Consider the following 17,892-nt stretch of genomic DNA (forward strand, 5'->3'; position numbering starts at 1 on the left):
GGGTGAGCGCCCGGGATGAACCGGGCGCTCGTACTGTCGGAGTCCGAAGAGTCAGAACAGTGCGCGCTCAAGAATGCTCCTTGTGGGTGATGGTGGGGGTGGTGCCGGTGGACGATGCGATGGATTCCGGGGTGCGCCGCGTCTTGATGAGACTCGCCGCTGTGGCCACGGCGATGGTCGCGCCGATGAACAGCAGCGAGAACCAGATCGGGATCTCGGGCGCCCACTCGACGCCCTGACCACCGTTGATGAACGGAAGCTCGTTGACGTGCAGGGCGTGCAGGACGAGCTTGACGCCGATGAAGCCGAGGATCACCGCGAGGCCCTGCGCGAGGTAGACGAGTCGTTCGAGCAGTCCGCCGATGAGGAAGTAGAGCTGGCGCAGCCCCATGAGCGCGAAGGCGTTGGCGGTGAAGACGATGTAGGCCTGGTCGGTGAGCCCGTAGATCGCCGGGATCGAATCGACCGCGAAGACGAGGTCGATGAAGCCGATCGCGATGATCGTGAGGAGCATCGGGGTGACGAAGCGCTTGCCGTCCTTGACGACCGTCAGACGGTCGCCGTTGTACTCGTCGCTGACGGGCAGGTGCCGACGCACGAACGTCATGAAACGCCCGTTGGCGGGGTTGCTCTCGTGATTGCTGAACGCCTGACGGTAAGCGAGCACGAGGAGCAGCGCACCGAACAGGTAGAAGATCCAGGAGAAGTTCTCGATGAGCGTCGCACCGACGGCGATGAAGATCCCCCGCAGGATCAACGCGATCACGATGCCGATCATCAGCACCTTCTGCTGGTAGATCTTCGGCACGGCGAAGCCGGTCATGACGATGAGGAAGACGAAGAGGTTGTCGATCGACAGCGCCTTCTCGGTGAGGTAGCCGGCGAAGTACTCGCCGCCGAACGTCCAGCCGGAGAAGACGCCGATGCCGACGCCGAAGAGCAGCGCGAGGCTGATGTAGAAGATCGACCAGCGCGCGGACTCCGCGATCGTCGGCTCATGGGGTGTGCGCACGTGCGCGAAGAACTCGTAGACGAAGAAGGCGATCGTGATCGCGATCGTGATGATCCAGATCAGCGGCGTGATATCCAAACGGAGACTCCAGACTCGGGGTGCGACAGCACCGCCAAAGTCTTCTCCATTCCTGAACAGGAACCGGTGGCCCGGGATGCGACGTGCATCCGTAATGACGACCCGACCGTATCGGAGTACTCCCCTTGGGATCTCCAGAATACGAGACGGAACCGGCAGATCCCTGAATGCGAGCCCGAAACGTGTCGGCCGGGCGTGTCGGACCGCGCCGGACCGCGCGCACCGCCGATCACGAAATATCGATCTGAAGCGATTCCGCGACTAACATTTCAGAGGGTAGAAGGACAGAGGCCTCGTCACGCCTCATCAGAGCGGCGTCACACGCTCGACCGATCAGACAGGAGACTCAACGACGAACTCTGGGAACGACGCGGTGGAAGACACCGCACGCGACGTCGAGAACGAACGGGAACGCCTGGGAGACGTCACCTCGTCGGTACAGGACTTCTCCCACGAGCAGGCGGGGTACAGGACTTCCCTCAAGGCCAGACACCTGCAGATGATCGCGATAGGCGGCGCGATCGGCACCGGCCTCTTCATGGGCGCGGGCGGACGGCTGCACTCGGCCGGGCCGTTGCTCGCCATCTCCTACCTCGTCTGCGGCGTCTTCGCCTTCTTCATCCTGCGGGCGCTGGGCGAGCTCGTCATCCACCGGCCGTCCTCCGGCTCCTTCATCTCTTATGCGCGCGAGTTCTACGGCGAGAGACTCGCTTTCGCCGCAGGGTGGCTCTACCTCCTGAACTGGGGCATGGTGGCCATCGTCGACTGCACAGCGGTCGCGCTGTACATCCACTACTGGTCGATGTTCGAGGTCGTGCCCCAGTGGCTGCTCGCGCTGATCGCCCTGATCGTCGTCGTCGGGCTCAACGTCGCCTCCGTACGCCTGTTCGGCGAGATGGAGTTCTGGTTCTCGATCATCAAGGTCGCCGCACTCGTGCTCTTCCTCATCATCGGCGTGCTCTTCCTCGCCGCCGGGTGGCAGACCGATCAGGGCCCGACCGGTTTGCAGATGCTTGCCGACAACGGAGGCTTCATGCCCGAAGGGGTGCTCCCGGCGGTGATCGTCATGCAGGGGGTGGTGTTCGCATACGCCTCGATCGAGCTGATCGGGACGGCGGCCGGAGAGACCGAAGACCCGGCCAAACTCATGCCTCGCGCGGTCAATTCGGTCATCATCCGCATCGGGGTCTTCTACGTGGGCTCCGTCCTGCTGCTCGCGTTCCTGCTGCCGTACACGGTCTACCAGGCGGGCGAGAGCCCGTTCGTGACCTTCTTCTCGCACATCGGCGGACCGCAGATCGGCGCACTCGCCGGCAGCGTGATGAACTTCGTCGTGATCACGGCCGCCGTCTCCGGGCTCAATGCCGGCCTGTATTCGACGGGTCGCGTGTTCCACTCGCTCGCGGCCTCCGGTGCAGCTCCCCGCGTGACAGGCGTGATGAGCAAGCGCGGCGTCCCGGTCGGGGGAATCCTCTTCACGGCGGGATTCGCCTTGATCGGCGTCCTCCTCAACGCGGTGGTCCCCGAGCAGGCGTTCGAGATCGTCCTGAACATGTCGGCGCTCGGCATCATGGCCGCGTGGGCCACCATCATCCTCTGCCAGCTCCGACTGCAGAAGTGGGCGAAGGAGGGCCGCCTGGAACGACCGGCGTTCCGGCTGTTCGGTGCGCCGTTCACGTCGTACCTCACGCTCGCGTTCCTGGCATCGGTGGTGATCCTGATGGCGGTCGACTACCCGACCGGCACCTGGACGGTGGGGAGCCTGGTCGTCATCGTTCCGGCTCTCATCGGCGGGTGGTTCCTCGCTCGCGGTCGGATCCGCCGGATCGCGGCGCTGCGGACCACAGGCGTCTTCGCCGCCGTCTCCGCCCGCACGGACGGGGCCCCCGACCTCACCTGATCGGAGGTCGCTTCGGGCATGGCGCCGTCCGCGATACGCCACGAGCGCACCGCGGGCGGCGTTCCCGTGTGCGCCTCGCGCCGGCGGGCGCTCAGTCGGCGGTGGAGGATGCGACGGCGCCGGCGCGCTCCTCGTCGATGACGGCGAGCCCCTCGGCCTCGGCGCGGTCGATGATCGCGGGGAGGACGTCATCGAAGAGGGCGACGAGGGCGGCCCGGGTCTTCGCGGCGTCGCGCTGCCGCACCGCTTCGCGCATCTCGCTCGCGAAGGCGGCCGCACCGTCCCAGTCGAACGCATCCCGCGCGTGCTGGGAGAATCGCCGGATCTGCGGCCCGAGACGCTCGATGATCGTCGCGCGCGTCACGTTCCCCTCGATGCGTGCGAACTCGGTGGCGATCCCCCGCATCCCGAGACCGAAGGCCGCGACATCGCGAGAGGTGACCGACGAAGACATCTCGTCGGTCAGAGCGGAGAGGGCGGCGATGTCGTCGTCCTGAAGCCGGGGCATGACGTGGCGCACCGATCCGATCCACACGTCTCCGAAGAGGTCGACCGCGTTCCGGACCTGCTCGAGATCGATCGGCGCGACGCGGGTGTAGCGATTGCGCTGCATCTCGACGAGGCCGTGATCGGCCAACCGGTCGAGGGCATGACGGATCGGCGTCTTCGACGTTCCGAGTCGCTCGGCGAGCTCGTAGTCGCGCAGACGCTCACCCGGGAGGAGCTCACCGCTGATGATCGCGTCCTGCAACCGGGTGTACGCCTCGTCGCTCATCGATCTGCGTTCGAGGGGTCCGCCTGAGAGTGCCATGTGTCCTCCACTCGAGCACGAAAGCCTAGTAGAGCCTGAAGTTCTACCTACATAGCAATGTATCGCATTCGGTGCGACCGCCAGGAAAAACCAGGGCCGGGAGGCGGCCCCGCACGTTCGCGGCGTGGATCACGGCGCCGCCGACCAGCCGAAGAGCGCGATGACCTCGGCCGCGTGCTCCTTCGCCGCGGCGAGATCCGGAGCAGGCGTGAGGCTCAGCAATCGTCGTCGATGACGTTCGCCGAGCAGAAGACCGAACAGAGCCTCTGCCTTCGACGCGGCATCCGACTCACCGTCCCGCTGCGGGATCCGCTGCTCTAGGAGCGCGATGTAGCCCCGCGGGCCACTGTCGTAGAAGCGCTCGGCGAGATCGGGGAACTGCGAGGATTCGCCGATCATCAGCCGGTGCAGGCCCACGGCGTCATCCGAATGCAGCACGAGGACGAGCCGAGCCGCGAGTTCCTCGAGCGTCTGCCCCCCGTCCCCGAGATCTGCGAGGGCTCGACCACGGAACCGTTCGACGGCGGCGGTGAAGACCTCGGCTTTGTCGCCGAAGTACGTGTAGATGGTCCGCTTCGTGACGCGCGCGGCGGCGGCAATCTCATCGATCGTGACCTGCCCGTATCCCTGAGCGACGAACAGCCCGACCGCGGCGTCCAGGATCTGCTCCCGCCGCTCCTCGCGCTCGCCCTCGGTCGGACGCCCCCTCTTGCGCGGCACAGTCGAGGTGCGCTCGCCCATGGTGCCCCTTCCGATCCGGGGCCCGTGTCGATGCCCGCTCGGATCCATTCTATAATGAGACGAAACAGTTTCATTTAGCGCCCGCGACTCGGGCCATCGATCGGTCCGGGCCCCGAAACGCCCGCACGAGGAGCACCCATGGCCACCCGGAGATCCGCAGCCCCGAAGAAGAGAGGGCCCGTCGTGGACGACGACGTCCTCCACGACTTCTACCGGCAGATGGTGCTGATCCGCCGGTTCGAAGAACGAGCCGCCCGCGCGTACACCCAGGCCGAGATCGGGGGCTACTGCCACCTGAATCTGGGCGAGGAGGCCACCGTCGCCGGCCTCATGGCGGCGATGGAACAGGACGACTACCTCTTCACCAACTACCGCGAGCATGGATACGCCCTCGGGCGAGGCATCGCCCCGGGACGGATCATGGCGGAGCTCTACGGGCGCCGCGATGGCGTCTCCAAAGGCTGGGGCGGCTCGATGCATCTGTTCGATCTGGAAGCTCGTCTGCTCGGCGGCTACGGCATCGTCGGCGGGCAGGTGCCGCTCGCCACCGGCGCCGCCCTCGCGATCGACTACCGCGGCGGGAGCGAAGCGGTCGTCTGCGTGATGGGAGACGGGACGACGAACATCGGCGCCTTCCACGAGTCACTCAACATCGCCGCGCTGTGGAGTCTCCCCATCGTCTACGTGGTCGTCAACAACGGCCTCGGGATGGGCACCACGGTGGAGAAGGCATCCGGTGAGCCCGAGTTGTACAAGCGCGCTTCGTCCTACCGGATGGCGTCCGAGCGCGTCGACGGCACCGACCCGATCGCTGTGAGAGAGGCGTCGCTGGCGGCGCTCGCCGGCGCTCGAGCAGGCAAACCCTTCCTCCTGGAGACCGTGAGCGAACGCCTGAAGGGACACTCGGTGGTGGACCCGGCGAAGTACCGCACAGCGGAGGCTGCCGAAGCGCTCAAGGCCAATGATCCCGTCGCGGCATTCGCAGCACGGATGACGGAGTGGGGACTTCTGACGGACGAGTCGATCGCCGATATCGATGCGTCGTCGATGCGGATCGTCGCCGACGCGGTCGCCTTCGCAGAGGCGAGCCCGCACCCGTCGGTGGACACGCTCTTCGACCACACCTATGCCACCCCCGTGCCCAACGACTCGCGGCGCCTCCCCGGGCAACCGCTGTTCGCACCGGCGCCGTTCCCCACGATCGGAGCACCCGCATGAGCATCATGACCTACCGTCAAGCGCTGCACGACACCCTGCGCGCCGAGATGCAGCGCGATGAGGACGTGATGCTCATCGGCGAGGAGATCGGCGTGTTCGAAGGCTCGTACAAGATCACGGCCGGTCTCCTCGCCGAGTTCGGCGAGAAACGCGTCCGCGACACCCCCATCGCGGAAGAGGGGTTCACCGGCGCGGCGGTCGGTGCCGCGATGCTCGGCCTGCGCCCTGTGGTGGAGATCATGACCATCAACTTCTCCCTTCTCGCCCTGGACCAGATCGTCAACCACGCCGCCAAGATCTACGGCATGTTCGGCGGACAGGCCCGCGTGCCGCTCGTGATCCGCACTCCCGGAGGCGGCGGCCAGCAGCTCGGGGCCACCCACTCGCAGAACGTCGAGCTGTACTACGCATTCGTCCCCGGCCTGAAGGTCGTCGCGCCCTCCAATCCTGCCGATGCGAAGGCACTGCTGCTCGCGGCGATCCGCGACGACGACCCCGTCCTGTTCCTGGAGAACCTTGCGCTGTACAACACGAAGGGCGAAGTCCCCGACGACGAGACCCCCGCGGAGATCGGACGTGCTGCGATCACACGGCCCGGCACGGACATCACCGTCGTCGCCTACTCGCGCATGGCCGCCGTGGCGTTGCAGGTCGCCGAGGAGCTGGCCGCGACCGACGGCATCGACGTCGAGGTCGTCGACCTGCGCAGTCTTCGCCCTCTCGACCGCGAGACCGTGATCGCCTCGGTGAAGAAGACCCACTGCGCCGTCGTCCTCGAAGACGATTGGCTCACCTACGGCATCGGCGCCGAGATCGCGGCGACGATCTCGGACGGCGCCTTCGACTGGCTCGATGCTCCCGTGCGGCGCGTGGCGATGGCCGAGGTGCCGCTCCCCTACTCCAAGCCGCTGGAGACCGCGGCGCTCCCCTCGGCAGAAGACGCCGCCGCTGCCATCCGGCAGACCCTCGCCGCCGTCGCCCGCCGCGCCTAGAAGGACACCCCTCATGATCGACATCCTCATGCCACGCCTCTCCGACACCATGGAAGAGGGCGCCATCGCGGTCTGGCACAAGAAGCCGGGCGACCGGGTCGACGTCGGCGACGTGCTCGTCGAGATCGAGACCGACAAGGCGACGATGGAGTACGAGGCCTACGAGGCCGGCATCCTCCACGACGTCCTGGTTCCCGAAGGCGACCTGGCCACCATAGGCATGATCATCGCCCGCCTCGACGACGGCTCCCCGCAGGCCTCCGCTTCCCCCGCTCCTGCGCCCGAGGTCGCCTCCGCACCGGCACCCGTCGCACCGGAGGAAGACCATCCCGCCCAGGGCGACGTCGCGTCGAGCGCGGAACGCGGGCGTGTTCTCGCGACCCCTCTCGTACGCAGACTCGCCCACGAGAGCAACATCGACCTCGCTCTCATCGCGGGCTCCGGACCCGGCGGTCGGATCGTGCGAGCCGACCTGGAGGAGGCCCTCGAGCAGCGGCCGACCGCCGCCCCTGCGTCCGCGGACCGCGACACTCCCCGTCCCGTTCCGGCCGGACCGCTCGGGGACTCGGCCGACACCCGGGCCTCGACCCGCGTGCCTTTCGACAGGACACGAGAGGTGATCAGTCGTCGCCTCGCGGAGAGCAGCAGCGCCACACCCCACTTCTCGGTGACCGCGGTGGCGGATGTCGAACGCCTCCTGGCGCTGCGCGCCGACCTCAACGCGCGCCAGGAGGCGAAAGACCGCTCGCGCCTCAGCGTCAACGACCTCGTGATCAGGGCCGCCGCCGTCGCCCTGCGGGAGCACCCCGGGGTGAACGCCTCGTACTCCGCGGAAGGTCGCGGACAGACGCTCCTGCACGGACACGTCAACATCGGGATAGCAGTCGCCTCGCCCACCGGACTCGTCGTCCCCGTGATCTCCGCCGCCGACCTCAAGACCGCCTCGCAGATCGCGGAGGATTCTCGTCGGCTGGCCTCGCTCGCCCAAGACCGCGGGCTCGGAGCTGCCGATATGAGCGGCGGAACCTTCACGGTCAGCAACCTCGGGATGTTCGGCGTCGAGCAGTTCACCGCGATCATCAATCCCCCCGAGGGCGCGATCCTCGCGGTCGGAGCGGCGCTGCCGGAGCCGGTCGCGATGGACGGGGCAGTGGAGATCCGCAGGCGGATGAGACTCACCCTCTCCGCCGACCATCGCATCATCGACGGAGCACTCGCTGCCCGGTTCCTCGCCACGCTCACCGAGCTGCTGGAGCATCCGCTGGACCTCCTCGTCTGAGCTCCGCTCCCATGCGCACCACGAGGCTCCGGGGCGAGCCCCCTCGCTCGAGCCTGTGAGCGCATGCAGGTTGGGCGCGTACCGTCGACGGTGAACCCACCGTCCTGCGAGGGCCGCCTCCGACGACGACCGGGAATCGATGATGACTGGGTCGCAGAACGCGGTGCCGCCGCAGCGGTCGGCGCCGGAGAAGAGGTCATCATGGACGGCATCCGTCCGACCATCCGCACCCGCCCGCGCGACAGCGCGCCCCGCGCGTCGAGCACCTTCACGGAACTCGCCCAGCAGGTCCGGGGGCGAGGGCTGCTCCACCGCCGATACGGCTACTACTGGACGAAGCTCATCGCCGCCCCCATCGTCGTGGGGGTCTGCCTCCTTGCCTTCGTGTGGATCGGCGAGAGCTGGTGGCAGCTGTTCACCGCCGTCGTGCTGGCGATCGTCTTCACCCAGATCGCCTTCCTCGGACACGACGCCGCTCACCGGCAGATCTTCGTGTCCGGCCGATGGAACGACTGGATCAGCATCATCCTGGGCGATCTGCTGGTCGGCATGAGCTACGGGTGGTGGCAGCACAAGCACACCCGCCACCACGCCAACCCCAACAAGCTCGGATCGGACCCCGACACCGAGCTCCCCGTCATCGCCGTCTCCGCCGAGGCCGCAGCGAGGCATCAGGGACCGGCCATCACGTGGCTGCGCGGACACCAGGGTCTGCTGTTCTTCCCGATCCTGCTCCTCGAAGGACTCTCCCTGCACGCCTCGAGCGTGCGACGCATGTTCATGCGGGGTCGGCTCGAGCGGCGGTGGGCGGAGATCGCGTTCCTCAGCATCCGCATGATCGGGTACCTGGTGCTGGTGTTCATCGTCCTCTCCCCCGGGATCGCGTTCGTCTTCCTCGCGGTGCAGCTGGGGCTGTTCGGCTTCTACATGGGCATCGCCTTCGCTCCCAATCACAAGGGGATGCCGATGGTGCCGAGGGACATGACCCTGGACTTCCTCCGACGCCAGGTCCTGATGAGCCGCAACGTCCGAGGAGGCCGCTTCCTCGACATCGCGATGGGCGGCCTGAACTACCAGGTCGAACACCATCTGTTCCCGTCGATGCCGCGCCCGCACCTGCGCCGGGCCGCGCCCCTCATCGCCGAATACTGTCGAGCGCACGATGTGCCGTACACGCAGGTCGGTCTGTTCGCCTCCTACGCGATCGTGATCCGCTACATCAACCGCGTCGGACTCGGCGAGCGCGACGTGTTCACCTGCCCCCTCGTCGAGCAGCGCAGCCTGAGCGCGGTGGTCGGATGACACGGCGTACGGCTGACCGGTCTGCCCCTGTTCACGAGGCCTGCGGGATCGGGGCGCATGCGCGTCAAGGTGACGATTGAGCTGTCAATTCAGCGCATCGGGCACGGTGACGACCGGCAGGTGATAGACCTGCGATCAGGCGCGGACCTGTTGACCGCAGTTGATGACGATGCCCCTCCCGAACGGAAGGCTCGTCATGTCCCGCATTCGTGCACGTGCAACCCTGGCTGCCGCGGCAGTCGCCGTCGCCGGCGCGCTCGCCCTGGCACTGGTGCCGACCGCTGCCATGGCCGCGACGACGATCGATGGTCCGATCGACCTCGGCACCGCGGCACCGTTCTCGGTGCTCGCGTCGTCGACGGTCACCAACACCGGGCCGTCCGTGATCAACGGCGACGTCGGACTGAGCCCGGGAACCTCGATCACGGGATTCCCGCCCGGCATCGTCAACGGGACGACTCATGCCACCGACACGGTCGCTGCTCAGGCCCGGGCCGACCTCACCACGGCGTACAACGTGGCGGCAGGGCTCACACCCGTCGCCTCGGGTCTCGGTGACCTCACCGGCGCGTCGCTGACTCCAGGGGTGTATGCGGGAGGCACGCTCTCGGTGACGGGTGAGCTGACGCTGGCCGGCACCGCCGAGTCGGTCTGGATCTTCCAGGCCGCGTCGACTCTGACCATCGGCACGGGCGCGATCGTCACCGTGACCGGCGGCGCGAGCGCCTGCAACGTCTTCTGGCAGGTGGGCAGCTCAGCGCGAATCGGTTCCGGTGCCCAGTTCGTCGGGACTGTGATGGCGGACATCTCGGTCACCGCAGAAACCGCGGCGACGGTCACCGGCCGCCTTCTCGCACGTACCGGCGCCGTGACTCTCGATACCAACACGCTCAACGCCCCGACGGGTTGCACCACGCCCGTCGGCACGGTTCGCACGAGCCCCGAGATCACCTCCGCCGCGCCCGCCCCGGGGCAGGCCGGCGTGGACTACGGACACACGATCACATCGTCCGCCCAGCCCCAGGCCGCGTACGCCATCGTCAGCGGCGCGCTTCCGCCGGGCCTGACCATCGACTCGGCGACCGGGGTCATCTCCGGCCGGCCGACGACTCCCGGCACCTACTCGTTCACGGTGAGCGCAGGAAACGGAACACTCCCCGATGCGACGGCGTCCTACACGATCACCATCGCCGCGGCCGCGTCCCCTGCCGGCGCACCCCTCGCCGGCGCCGGGGCCGGTGGCGAGTTGGCGGAAAGCGGTATGGAGGTCGGCTCTGCTCCGTTGACGGCGATCGCCGCGATCGCCCTCGGCGCGGTCATCCTCCTGGTCAACAGCCGAGGGCGTTCTCGCGTCGCGAACTGACCGGCTGAGCGGCGGCACGACCCTGCCGGAGATGCGGGTTCACGGCCACAGAGGATTCCCGCGGACTGACCGGTGAAGCGAGGCAGCGGCCAGGAGTACGGCGGTTGGCTGGAGTGCACTGCGCCATATCATGACGGTGTGATCCCGCGCGCTCTTCAACCAGACCTCGAGACCGCCGAAGCGCGGCACGATGCCGTGCTGCACGAGCTGCACGCGTACACGCGATTCGTCGACGAGCACGGCGACGAGAACGGATCAGCGTACGAGTCGATGTCGGCCCGGATCCGGCAGCTGACAGGAAAAGACACCAGCTCCGTCAACCTCGCGGAATGGTGGGAAGGCGAAGGCGCCGAGGTGCTGGCCTTCCGGCTGTCGCTTCCCGACCCGCCGACCGCCGCACTCGGAAGCGACGACATCCGCGCCATCGTGCACTGGCTGAAGGCGCCCCGGCTGCCGCGCTCAGGCTCCTTCGCCGAAGACTTCGAGATCTATCTCGATGACTACTACTACGAGCTCCTCCGCCGGAACTGCAGCCGCTATGACCATCGGCTGCTGTTCGGTTCCCGGCGGAGCCCCGACGGTACGAGAACCGAGATGACGGTGGAGGAAGCGGTGGAATGGTTGCTGGCCCCCGCGAAATCTCTCCGTCCTCCCGAGGTTTGACGGAGCGTGAGGCGCCTGAGCACGGGCACCGGAACGACCGAGTCGATCGCGGGGCTCACAGCATCGCAGTGAGCACCCCTCCGTCCGCCCGCAGAGCCGCCCCGTTCGTGGCCGACGACAGCGGGCTCGCGAGGTACGTCACGAGGTGCGCGATCTCCGTCGGCTCGATGAACCGTTCGAGCAGGGTGGTGCGATTCTGGGCGATGATCGCGTCCTTCATCGCCTCGACCGGGAGCGACTGCGCGTCCGCCACCGTCGCCACGGATGCGGCCACTCCGTCCGAGAACGTGGGCCCCCCGAGGACCGTGTTGACCGTCACCGATGTTCCTCGGGTGAGCTTCGCCAGCCCGTTGCCGACCGCGAGCATCGCCGCCTTGGTCATGCCGTAATGAACCATGTCCGCCGGCACGTTCACTCCCGACTCACTGCTGATGAATACCACTCGCCCCCAGCCGCGCTCGATCATCCCGGCGAGCAGGGCGCGCGACAGACGCACGCCGCTCATCACGTTCACTTCGAAGTAGCGGGCCCAATCCTCATCCGTGATCGAAGCGAACTCAGCGAGCCCGAACAGGCCGACGTTGTTCACGAGGATGTCGACCTGCCCCAGCGACTCCACGAGGCGCGCCACGTCGACCGCATTCGAAAAGTCAGCGGCAATGCCCGAGATCCTCGCATTCGGCTGCTCGGACCGCAGACGCTCGACGGCAGCGTCCAGCCGGGGAGCGTCGCGCCCGTTGAGCACGACCGATGCACCTTCGGCAGCCAGAGCCGCTGCGATCGCGTATCCGATCCCCTGCGTCGAGCCGCTGATGAATGCCTTCTTCTCTTCCAACTGCAGATCCATGAAATCTCCCGTGATGGACGCCTCACTCGGCGCCAATTACTTGCCTAGGAAACTCACCGTAGTCTTTTCAACTTGCTCAGGCAAGTCAAAGCTCTGTCGCACACTAGTATCGAGGCATGACCGAGAACGCGGAGATTGCCTCGCTGAGCCCTCAGGAACTCGACATCTGGGCAGGCGTCGCGACCCTGCTCGAGCGGCTCCCCGCGGCGCTCGACGCACAGCTGCAGCAGGACAGTGGACTCACGAACTTCGAACACGGCATCCTCTTCGCGCTGTTCTCCGCCCCCGACTCGTCACTACGCCTCAGCGTGCTCGCCAGTTACGCCAGCTGCACTCTCTCCCGACTGTCACGAGCGATCTCACGCCTCGAGGCACGAGGATGGGTGCGTCGAGAACTCGATCCCACCGACGGGCGATTCACCTTCGGCGTCCTGACCGACACCGGCCGCGCGAAGGTGATCGAATCGACCCCTGCCCACCACGCTCTGATCCGTCATCTGATCTTCGACAGCATCTCCGCAGCCCAGGCGAAGAGCCTCGGCACGATCACGAGGAGGATCTCCGCGACGATCGGGCCGGACGACGGCTGGCGCCCTCAGGAGATCGAGAGCTGAGGGCGACGCCCGCCCACAGCTCATCACGCGAGGCCTCCAGTTCGAGCTCCTCGCTCAAGCGAACGATCCCGCCACGAACTTTCCGTGACCAAACCGTTGCATTCGTTATCGGGCCGTTATACAGTGATCACACGGTGAATGTTTGCTGTGGCATCCACCGCATGTGATTGCAGGACACTCTTGGTGCAAGGGACAAGGGCCGGTCGGGAGCCTCTCCGACCGGCCCTTTACTGTTCCCACTATTCTGTGAGGATGACCGATCGCAAGCTCGCCCTGGAGGCCTGGGAGAGCCTGTTCCGCGCGCAGCACGAGTTGTTCACCGAGATGATGACCGACTTCGAGCACAGCGACATCGCACAGGCCGAGTACGACGTGCTGCTCACCGTCACCCGCTCCCCCGGCATGACCGCGCGGCTGCGCGACATCACCTCGAACATGCTGATCAGCCAGCCCAGCGTCTCGCGCCTGGTCGACCGCATGGTCACCCGCGGACTCGTGGCCAAGTGCGCCGACCCCGACGACGGACGCGGTGCGCTGATCCGCGCGACCGACGAAGGCGCGCGGGCGTTCCGCTCCCTCGCCACCGTGCACGGGCGCTCGATCGCCGACCGCATGTCCCGCCTCGACGACGACGAACTGCGCACCCTGCGCGATCTCGCGGAGAAGCTCCGCACCCGCTGATCCGCTGCCGCGAGAACGACCCCCGTCCTTTTCTGGCAGGGTGGAAACCGTACGCCCGCTGTGTCGCGGGCACGTCAGACCGCCCCCTCGGGGGGAACCAGGGAGGTCATCCATGGAGATCGCCGGAATCGTCGGCATCCTCGTCATCGTCGGAATCGCGGTCGTCGTCGCCGTCGTCCTGCTCCTCATCCTGCTGCTGTTCGCACGCAGCTGGATCAAGGTCGCTCGAGCCGACGAGGCCCTCGTCATCTCGGGACGCAAGCAGAAGGTGCAGACCGCAGTCCTCTCGGCAGACGGCTCGAGCAGGTCCGAGATGTCGGAGTCGCCCGTCACCGTCATCGTGAACGGCAAGTCGCTCGTCAACCCGATCACGCAGCGCCACGAGATCATCTCGCTGCGCTCGCGCCAGGTCTCCCTCAACGCCGAAGCGCAGTCGCTCGACAGCGTCACCCTGAACGTCGACGGTGTCGCGATCGTGAAGATCGGCTCCGACCCGATCCTGGTCCGCCGCGCGGCCGAGCGCTTCGCCTCGCAGGACAAGGCCATCGAGCAGTTCACGACCGAGCAGCTCGAAGGTGCACTCCGCGGCATCGTCGCCACGCTCTCGGTGGTCGAGCTGATGCGCGAGCGGAAGAAGTTCTCCGACCAGATCGCCGCCGACGTCTCGCAGGAGCTCGCCGAGCAGGGCCTCATCCTGGACTCGTTCCAGATCAAGGGCATCACCGACAAGGTCGGCTACATCCAGTCGCTGGGCGCCCCGGAGATCCAGGCGAAGCGTCAGTCCGCCGAGATCTCGCAGACCAACGCCGACCGCGCGATCAACCAGAAGAACATCGCCAACCAGGAAGCCAACCTGATCGAGCAGACCGCGCTCGACACCAACACGGCCAACTCCGACTCCGGCATCGGTCGCGCCCGCGCCGAAGCCGAGCAGGCCGAGGCCCTGGCCCGCGCCCAGGCCGAGCAGGCCGTTCTGCAGCAGCAGGCCGAGAACAAGCAGGCCCAGCTCGATGCCGACGTGAAGCGCGTCGCCGACGCACAGCGCTACGAGGCCGAGACCCGGGCACAGGCCGAGCTCTACACCCGCGAGCGCGCCGCCGAGGCTGCCGCGATCGAGCAGGTCAAGCAGGCCGAGGCCCGCACCCGCATCGCCGAGCAGCAGGCCCAGGCCGACAAGGCCCGCGCCGACGGTGAGGCCGCCGCCGCGATCGCCAAGGCCAGCGGTGAGGCGAATGCCCTGCGCGCCCAGGCCGAAGCCGAGGCCGAGGCCCGCCGCCTGCGCGCCAGCGCCGAGGCCGACGCCATCCGCGCCGAGGGTGACGCGCGCGCCGCAGCCCTCGAGGCCGAAGCCAAGGCCATCGCCTCGAACCAGGACGCGTTCCTGTCGCAGCGGGTGCTCGAAGTGCTGCCGTCGATCATGGCCGAGTTCTCGAAGGGCTACGCGGCGATCGGCAACGTGTCGATCATCGGGAGCTCCGGCGAAGACGGCGCCTCGAACGTCGTCGGCGCCGACAGCGCGAAGGCTCTGGCCTCGGTCTTCGGCAGCGTCCACTCGGCGACGGGGCTCGACCTCGCCGGCATCATCCAGGGGCAGGCCGTCGGTCGCGGCTTCGGTGCAGGAGTCGCGGAGGCCACTGCTCCGGCATCCGCACCGCGCGTTCCGACGCCGACCACTCCGCCGCCGCCTGCACCGCCGGCTCCCGCAACGGAGTAGTCACCACACGACAGCGGATGCCGCGGCCGGTTCGGTCGCGGCATCCGCTGTTTCCTGTCCGGGTTCCCGCGTTGTGGACGATTCCGGGGGTCGACCCGACCAGGCAGACTGGACGGATGACGCCCGCCGCTTTCGACCTCGACGTCATCGGCGCGGGCCTCTCTTTCGCGGCTGCCCTCGACGAGCTCTCCGCAGCGCTCGATGCGAGCGGGTCGGTGGTGGTGACCGCACCACCGGGCACGGGCAAGACCACACTCGTGCCCCCGCTCGTGGCATCGCGGTCCACCGGTCGGGTGATCGTCACCCAGCCTCGCCGTGTCGCCGCCCGCGCCGCAGCCCGCCGCCTCGCCCACCTCGACGGCTCTCCACTCGGCTCACGCGTGGGCTTCACCGTCCGCGGCGAGCGCTCCGCGGGGTCTGCGACACAGGTCGAGTTCGTCACGGCCGGCGTGCTCCTGCGGCGCATGCTCGACGACCCAGGACTCGACGGTGTGGATGCCGTGATCATCGACGAGGTGCACGAGCGCGCGCTCGAGACCGACCTGCTGATCGGCCTGCTCTCGGAGGTGCGCGAGCTGCGGGACGACCTCGTGGTCATCGCCATGTCCGCCACCCTCGACGCGGCGCGCATCGCCGCCGTGATCGGCACGGAGGAGCTTCCCGCGCCGATCGTCGACCATGACGTCGCCGCCTTCCCGCTTACCGAGCGCTGGGCTCCGAGCCCCGTGCCGCGCCTCGATGAGCGCGGAGTCACCTGGGGGTTCCTCGACCACGTCGCGAGCGTCACGACATCCGCGGCCCTGGATCTGATCCGCGAAGACCCGCAGGCCGACGTGCTGGTCTTCGCACCCGGCGCCCGCGAGGTGGCGGAGATCGCCCGCCGCGTCCGCGCCGCGAGCGACGGGTTCGATGTGCGGGAGCTCCACGGCCAGATCCCCCCGGCGGAGCAGGATGCGGTGATCCGCGGCCGCACGTCGCAGGACCTGCCACGCATCATCGTCACGACCTCTCTCGCGGAGTCGTCGCTCACGGTGCCGGGGGTGCGTCTGGTCGTGGACACCTGCCTGTCGCGGCATCCGCAGCGCGACGCCGCCCGCGGCATGACCGGCTTGGTCACCAGCGCAGCCTCCCGCTCGTCGTGCGTGCAGCGCGCGGGCCGCGCCACCCGCCAGGGCCCCGGCGCCGTGATCCGCTGCGTCGACGAGCGCACCTATGCGGCCGCTCCTGCCCGCCCGGTCCCCGAGATCGCCGTGATCGACCTCGCGGATGCCGCACTGCTGCTCGCGTGCTGGGGCGCCCCGAGCGGGACCGGACTGCGGATGATCGACCCGCTGCCCGCCGAGAACCTGGCCGATGCCCTCGCGGTGCTTCGCGGTCTCGGAGCCATCGACGACGACGGTCGCGCCACTGCGGAGGGTCGTGTCCTGGCACGCATTCCCACCGATCCGCGGCTCGCCCGTGCTCTCCGCGACGGCAGTCCGGCGGTGGGCAGCCGGCTCGCAGCCGAGGTCGTCGCGCTGCTGGGGGGCGACCTGCGGGTCCCCGAGGCCGACGTGGCGCAGGCACTCGTCGCGCTGCGCGGCGGACGAACGCCGGAATCCCGCCGCTGGCGCGACGATGCGAATCGTCTCGAGCGCATGGTCCGTCCGACGCCCAGCGTCCGCTCGGATCTCGACGGCGTCGGCCTCGTGATCGCGCTGGCCTTCCCCGAGCGGATCGCCCACCGCGTCGAGCGCACCGCCGAGGGAGCGACGTTCCTCTTGGCGTCCGGGACCAGGGCGGGGTTGCGGGGTTCGCTCGCCGCGGTCGAATGGGTCGCGGTCGCCGATGTCGCGCGCGCCTCCGGACGCGCGACGGCCGGGTCCGGTGCGATCATCCGCGCCGCCGCGGTTCTCACCGAAGCGCAGATGGAGCACGCCGCGAGCCATCTGATGACCGACCGTGTCGAGGCGGAGCTCGCCGGAGGGCGGGTCCAGGCTCGGCGCGAGCGCCGGGTCGGCGCGATCCTGCGGTCCTCTGCACCCGTGAAGGCATCGGCACAGGAAGGCCGCGATGCCGTGCGCCGCGCGCTCCGCCGCGACGGGCTCGGCATGTTCACCTGGTCCGACACCGCAGGCGCCCTGCGCCGTCGGCTGGCTCTGCTGCGGCGGGAGCTCGGGGCCCCCTGGCCCGATGTGTCGGATGCCGGACTGGTCGAGACCCTCGACGTGTGGCTGGCACCCGAGCTCGATCGCCTTGCTTCCGGCACCCCCGCGGCACGGGTGGAACTGGCCTCACCTCTTCGCCGTCTGCTGCCGTGGCCTGAAGCAGCGGGCCTCGATGAGCTCGTGCCGGAACGCCTCGAAGTCCCCAGCGGATCCCGTGTCCGCATCATCTACCCGGAACCCGACGGCGACCCGAGTGCACGGCCTGTCGTCGCCGTGAAGCTGCAGGAGTGCTTCGGCTGGGCGGAGACGCCCCGGCTCGTCGACGGGCGGGTACCGGTCCTGTTCCACCTCCTGTCCCCCGCGGGGCGTCCGCTCGCGGTCACCGACGACCTCGCCTCCTTCTGGTCCGGTCCCTACGCTCAGGTGCGCGCCGAGATGCGCGGGCGCTACCCCCGGCATCCATGGCCCGAGGATCCGTGGGCCGCCGCACCGACCAAGCACACCAAGAACCGCGCCGCGCGCTGAGTGGC

Annotated in this window: 15 protein-coding genes; 11 read left to right on the forward strand and 4 right to left on the reverse strand. The window is 68.2% G+C overall.

The window, feature by feature from the left end:
* Positions 1-67: 67 nt before the first annotated feature.
* On the reverse strand, positions 68-1,090 hold the full coding sequence (locus CQ045_RS05510) for a TerC family protein (RefSeq protein WP_105721671.1): 1,023 nt from the start codon (positions 1,088-1,090) through the stop codon (positions 68-70).
* A gap of 415 nt (positions 1,091-1,505) precedes the next feature.
* Here CQ045_RS05510 and CQ045_RS05515 point away from each other — a divergent pair, with 415 nt between their 5' ends.
* Positions 1,506-2,990, forward strand: coding sequence for an amino acid permease (locus tag CQ045_RS05515; RefSeq protein ID WP_258130985.1), 1,485 nt, complete (start codon positions 1,506-1,508; stop codon positions 2,988-2,990).
* A 91-nt stretch (positions 2,991-3,081) separates the two neighbouring features.
* Here the strand turns inward: CQ045_RS05515 and CQ045_RS05520 are convergent, their stop codons facing one another.
* Together CQ045_RS05520 and CQ045_RS05525 are read right to left on the reverse strand one after the other, a co-directional pair.
* Positions 3,082-3,801: a GntR family transcriptional regulator gene (locus tag CQ045_RS05520; RefSeq protein WP_258130963.1), complete on the reverse strand. Its 720-nt coding sequence runs from the start codon at positions 3,799-3,801 to the stop codon at positions 3,082-3,084.
* A 129-nt stretch (positions 3,802-3,930) separates the two neighbouring features.
* On the reverse strand, positions 3,931-4,542 hold the full coding sequence (locus CQ045_RS05525; RefSeq protein ID WP_105721672.1) for a TetR/AcrR family transcriptional regulator: 612 nt from the start codon (positions 4,540-4,542) through the stop codon (positions 3,931-3,933).
* A gap of 138 nt (positions 4,543-4,680) precedes the next feature.
* Between CQ045_RS05525 and pdhA the strand changes: the two genes are divergently transcribed.
* The 6 genes from pdhA to CQ045_RS05555 all read left to right on the forward strand — a co-directional run bounded on the left by pdhA (position 4,681) and on the right by CQ045_RS05555 (position 11,359).
* Positions 4,681-5,760 carry a pyruvate dehydrogenase (acetyl-transferring) E1 component subunit alpha gene (pdhA, locus tag CQ045_RS05530; RefSeq protein WP_105721673.1) on the forward strand — a complete coding sequence of 360 codons (1,080 nt, stop codon included), beginning with the start codon at positions 4,681-4,683 and terminating at the stop codon, positions 5,758-5,760.
* Positions 5,757-6,752 carry an alpha-ketoacid dehydrogenase subunit beta gene (locus tag CQ045_RS05535; RefSeq protein ID WP_105721674.1) on the forward strand — a complete coding sequence of 332 codons (996 nt, stop codon included), beginning with the start codon at positions 5,757-5,759 and terminating at the stop codon, positions 6,750-6,752. The genes pdhA and CQ045_RS05535 overlap by 4 nt, the downstream gene beginning before the upstream one ends.
* Before the next feature lie 13 nt (positions 6,753-6,765).
* Positions 6,766-8,031 carry a dihydrolipoamide acetyltransferase family protein gene (locus CQ045_RS05540; RefSeq protein WP_105721675.1) on the forward strand — a complete coding sequence of 422 codons (1,266 nt, stop codon included), beginning with the start codon at positions 6,766-6,768 and terminating at the stop codon, positions 8,029-8,031.
* Between the two features lie 201 nt (positions 8,032-8,232).
* The gene (locus CQ045_RS05545) at positions 8,233-9,333 is read left to right on the forward strand and encodes an acyl-CoA desaturase (RefSeq protein WP_105722176.1); all 1,101 of its coding nucleotides are present in this window, start codon (positions 8,233-8,235) and stop codon (positions 9,331-9,333) included.
* A 196-nt stretch (positions 9,334-9,529) separates the two neighbouring features.
* Positions 9,530-10,696 carry an ice-binding family protein gene (locus CQ045_RS05550; protein ID WP_181156451.1) on the forward strand — a complete coding sequence of 389 codons (1,167 nt, stop codon included), beginning with the start codon at positions 9,530-9,532 and terminating at the stop codon, positions 10,694-10,696.
* A gap of 138 nt (positions 10,697-10,834) precedes the next feature.
* On the forward strand, positions 10,835-11,359 hold the full coding sequence (locus tag CQ045_RS05555) for a hypothetical protein (protein ID WP_105721677.1): 525 nt from the start codon (positions 10,835-10,837) through the stop codon (positions 11,357-11,359).
* A gap of 55 nt (positions 11,360-11,414) precedes the next feature.
* Here the strand turns inward: CQ045_RS05555 and CQ045_RS05560 are convergent, their stop codons facing one another.
* Positions 11,415-12,206 (reverse strand): SDR family NAD(P)-dependent oxidoreductase, encoded by a 792-nt coding sequence (locus tag CQ045_RS05560; protein WP_105721678.1) that lies wholly within the window; start codon positions 12,204-12,206, stop codon positions 11,415-11,417.
* Positions 12,207-12,322: 116 nt separating this feature from the next.
* Between CQ045_RS05560 and CQ045_RS05565 the strand changes: the two genes are divergently transcribed.
* From CQ045_RS05565 to hrpB, 4 genes are all read left to right on the forward strand, one after another.
* On the forward strand, positions 12,323-12,820 hold the full coding sequence (locus CQ045_RS05565) for a MarR family winged helix-turn-helix transcriptional regulator (RefSeq protein ID WP_105721679.1): 498 nt from the start codon (positions 12,323-12,325) through the stop codon (positions 12,818-12,820).
* A gap of 252 nt (positions 12,821-13,072) precedes the next feature.
* Positions 13,073-13,501, forward strand: a complete 429-nt coding sequence (locus tag CQ045_RS05570; RefSeq protein ID WP_105721680.1) for a MarR family winged helix-turn-helix transcriptional regulator — start codon at positions 13,073-13,075, stop codon at positions 13,499-13,501.
* Between the two features lie 112 nt (positions 13,502-13,613).
* Complete coding sequence (locus CQ045_RS05575) at positions 13,614-15,215, forward strand: flotillin family protein (RefSeq protein ID WP_105721681.1); 1,602 nt, start codon at positions 13,614-13,616, stop codon at positions 15,213-15,215.
* A gap of 116 nt (positions 15,216-15,331) precedes the next feature.
* Positions 15,332-17,887, forward strand: coding sequence for an ATP-dependent helicase HrpB (gene hrpB / locus CQ045_RS05580; protein ID WP_105721682.1), 2,556 nt, complete (start codon positions 15,332-15,334; stop codon positions 17,885-17,887).
* The last annotated feature ends 5 nt before the right edge of the window (positions 17,888-17,892 follow it).

This window comes from Microbacterium sp. MYb66, from assembly GCF_002979435.1.
Lineage (GTDB): Bacteria > Actinomycetota > Actinomycetes > Actinomycetales > Microbacteriaceae > Microbacterium.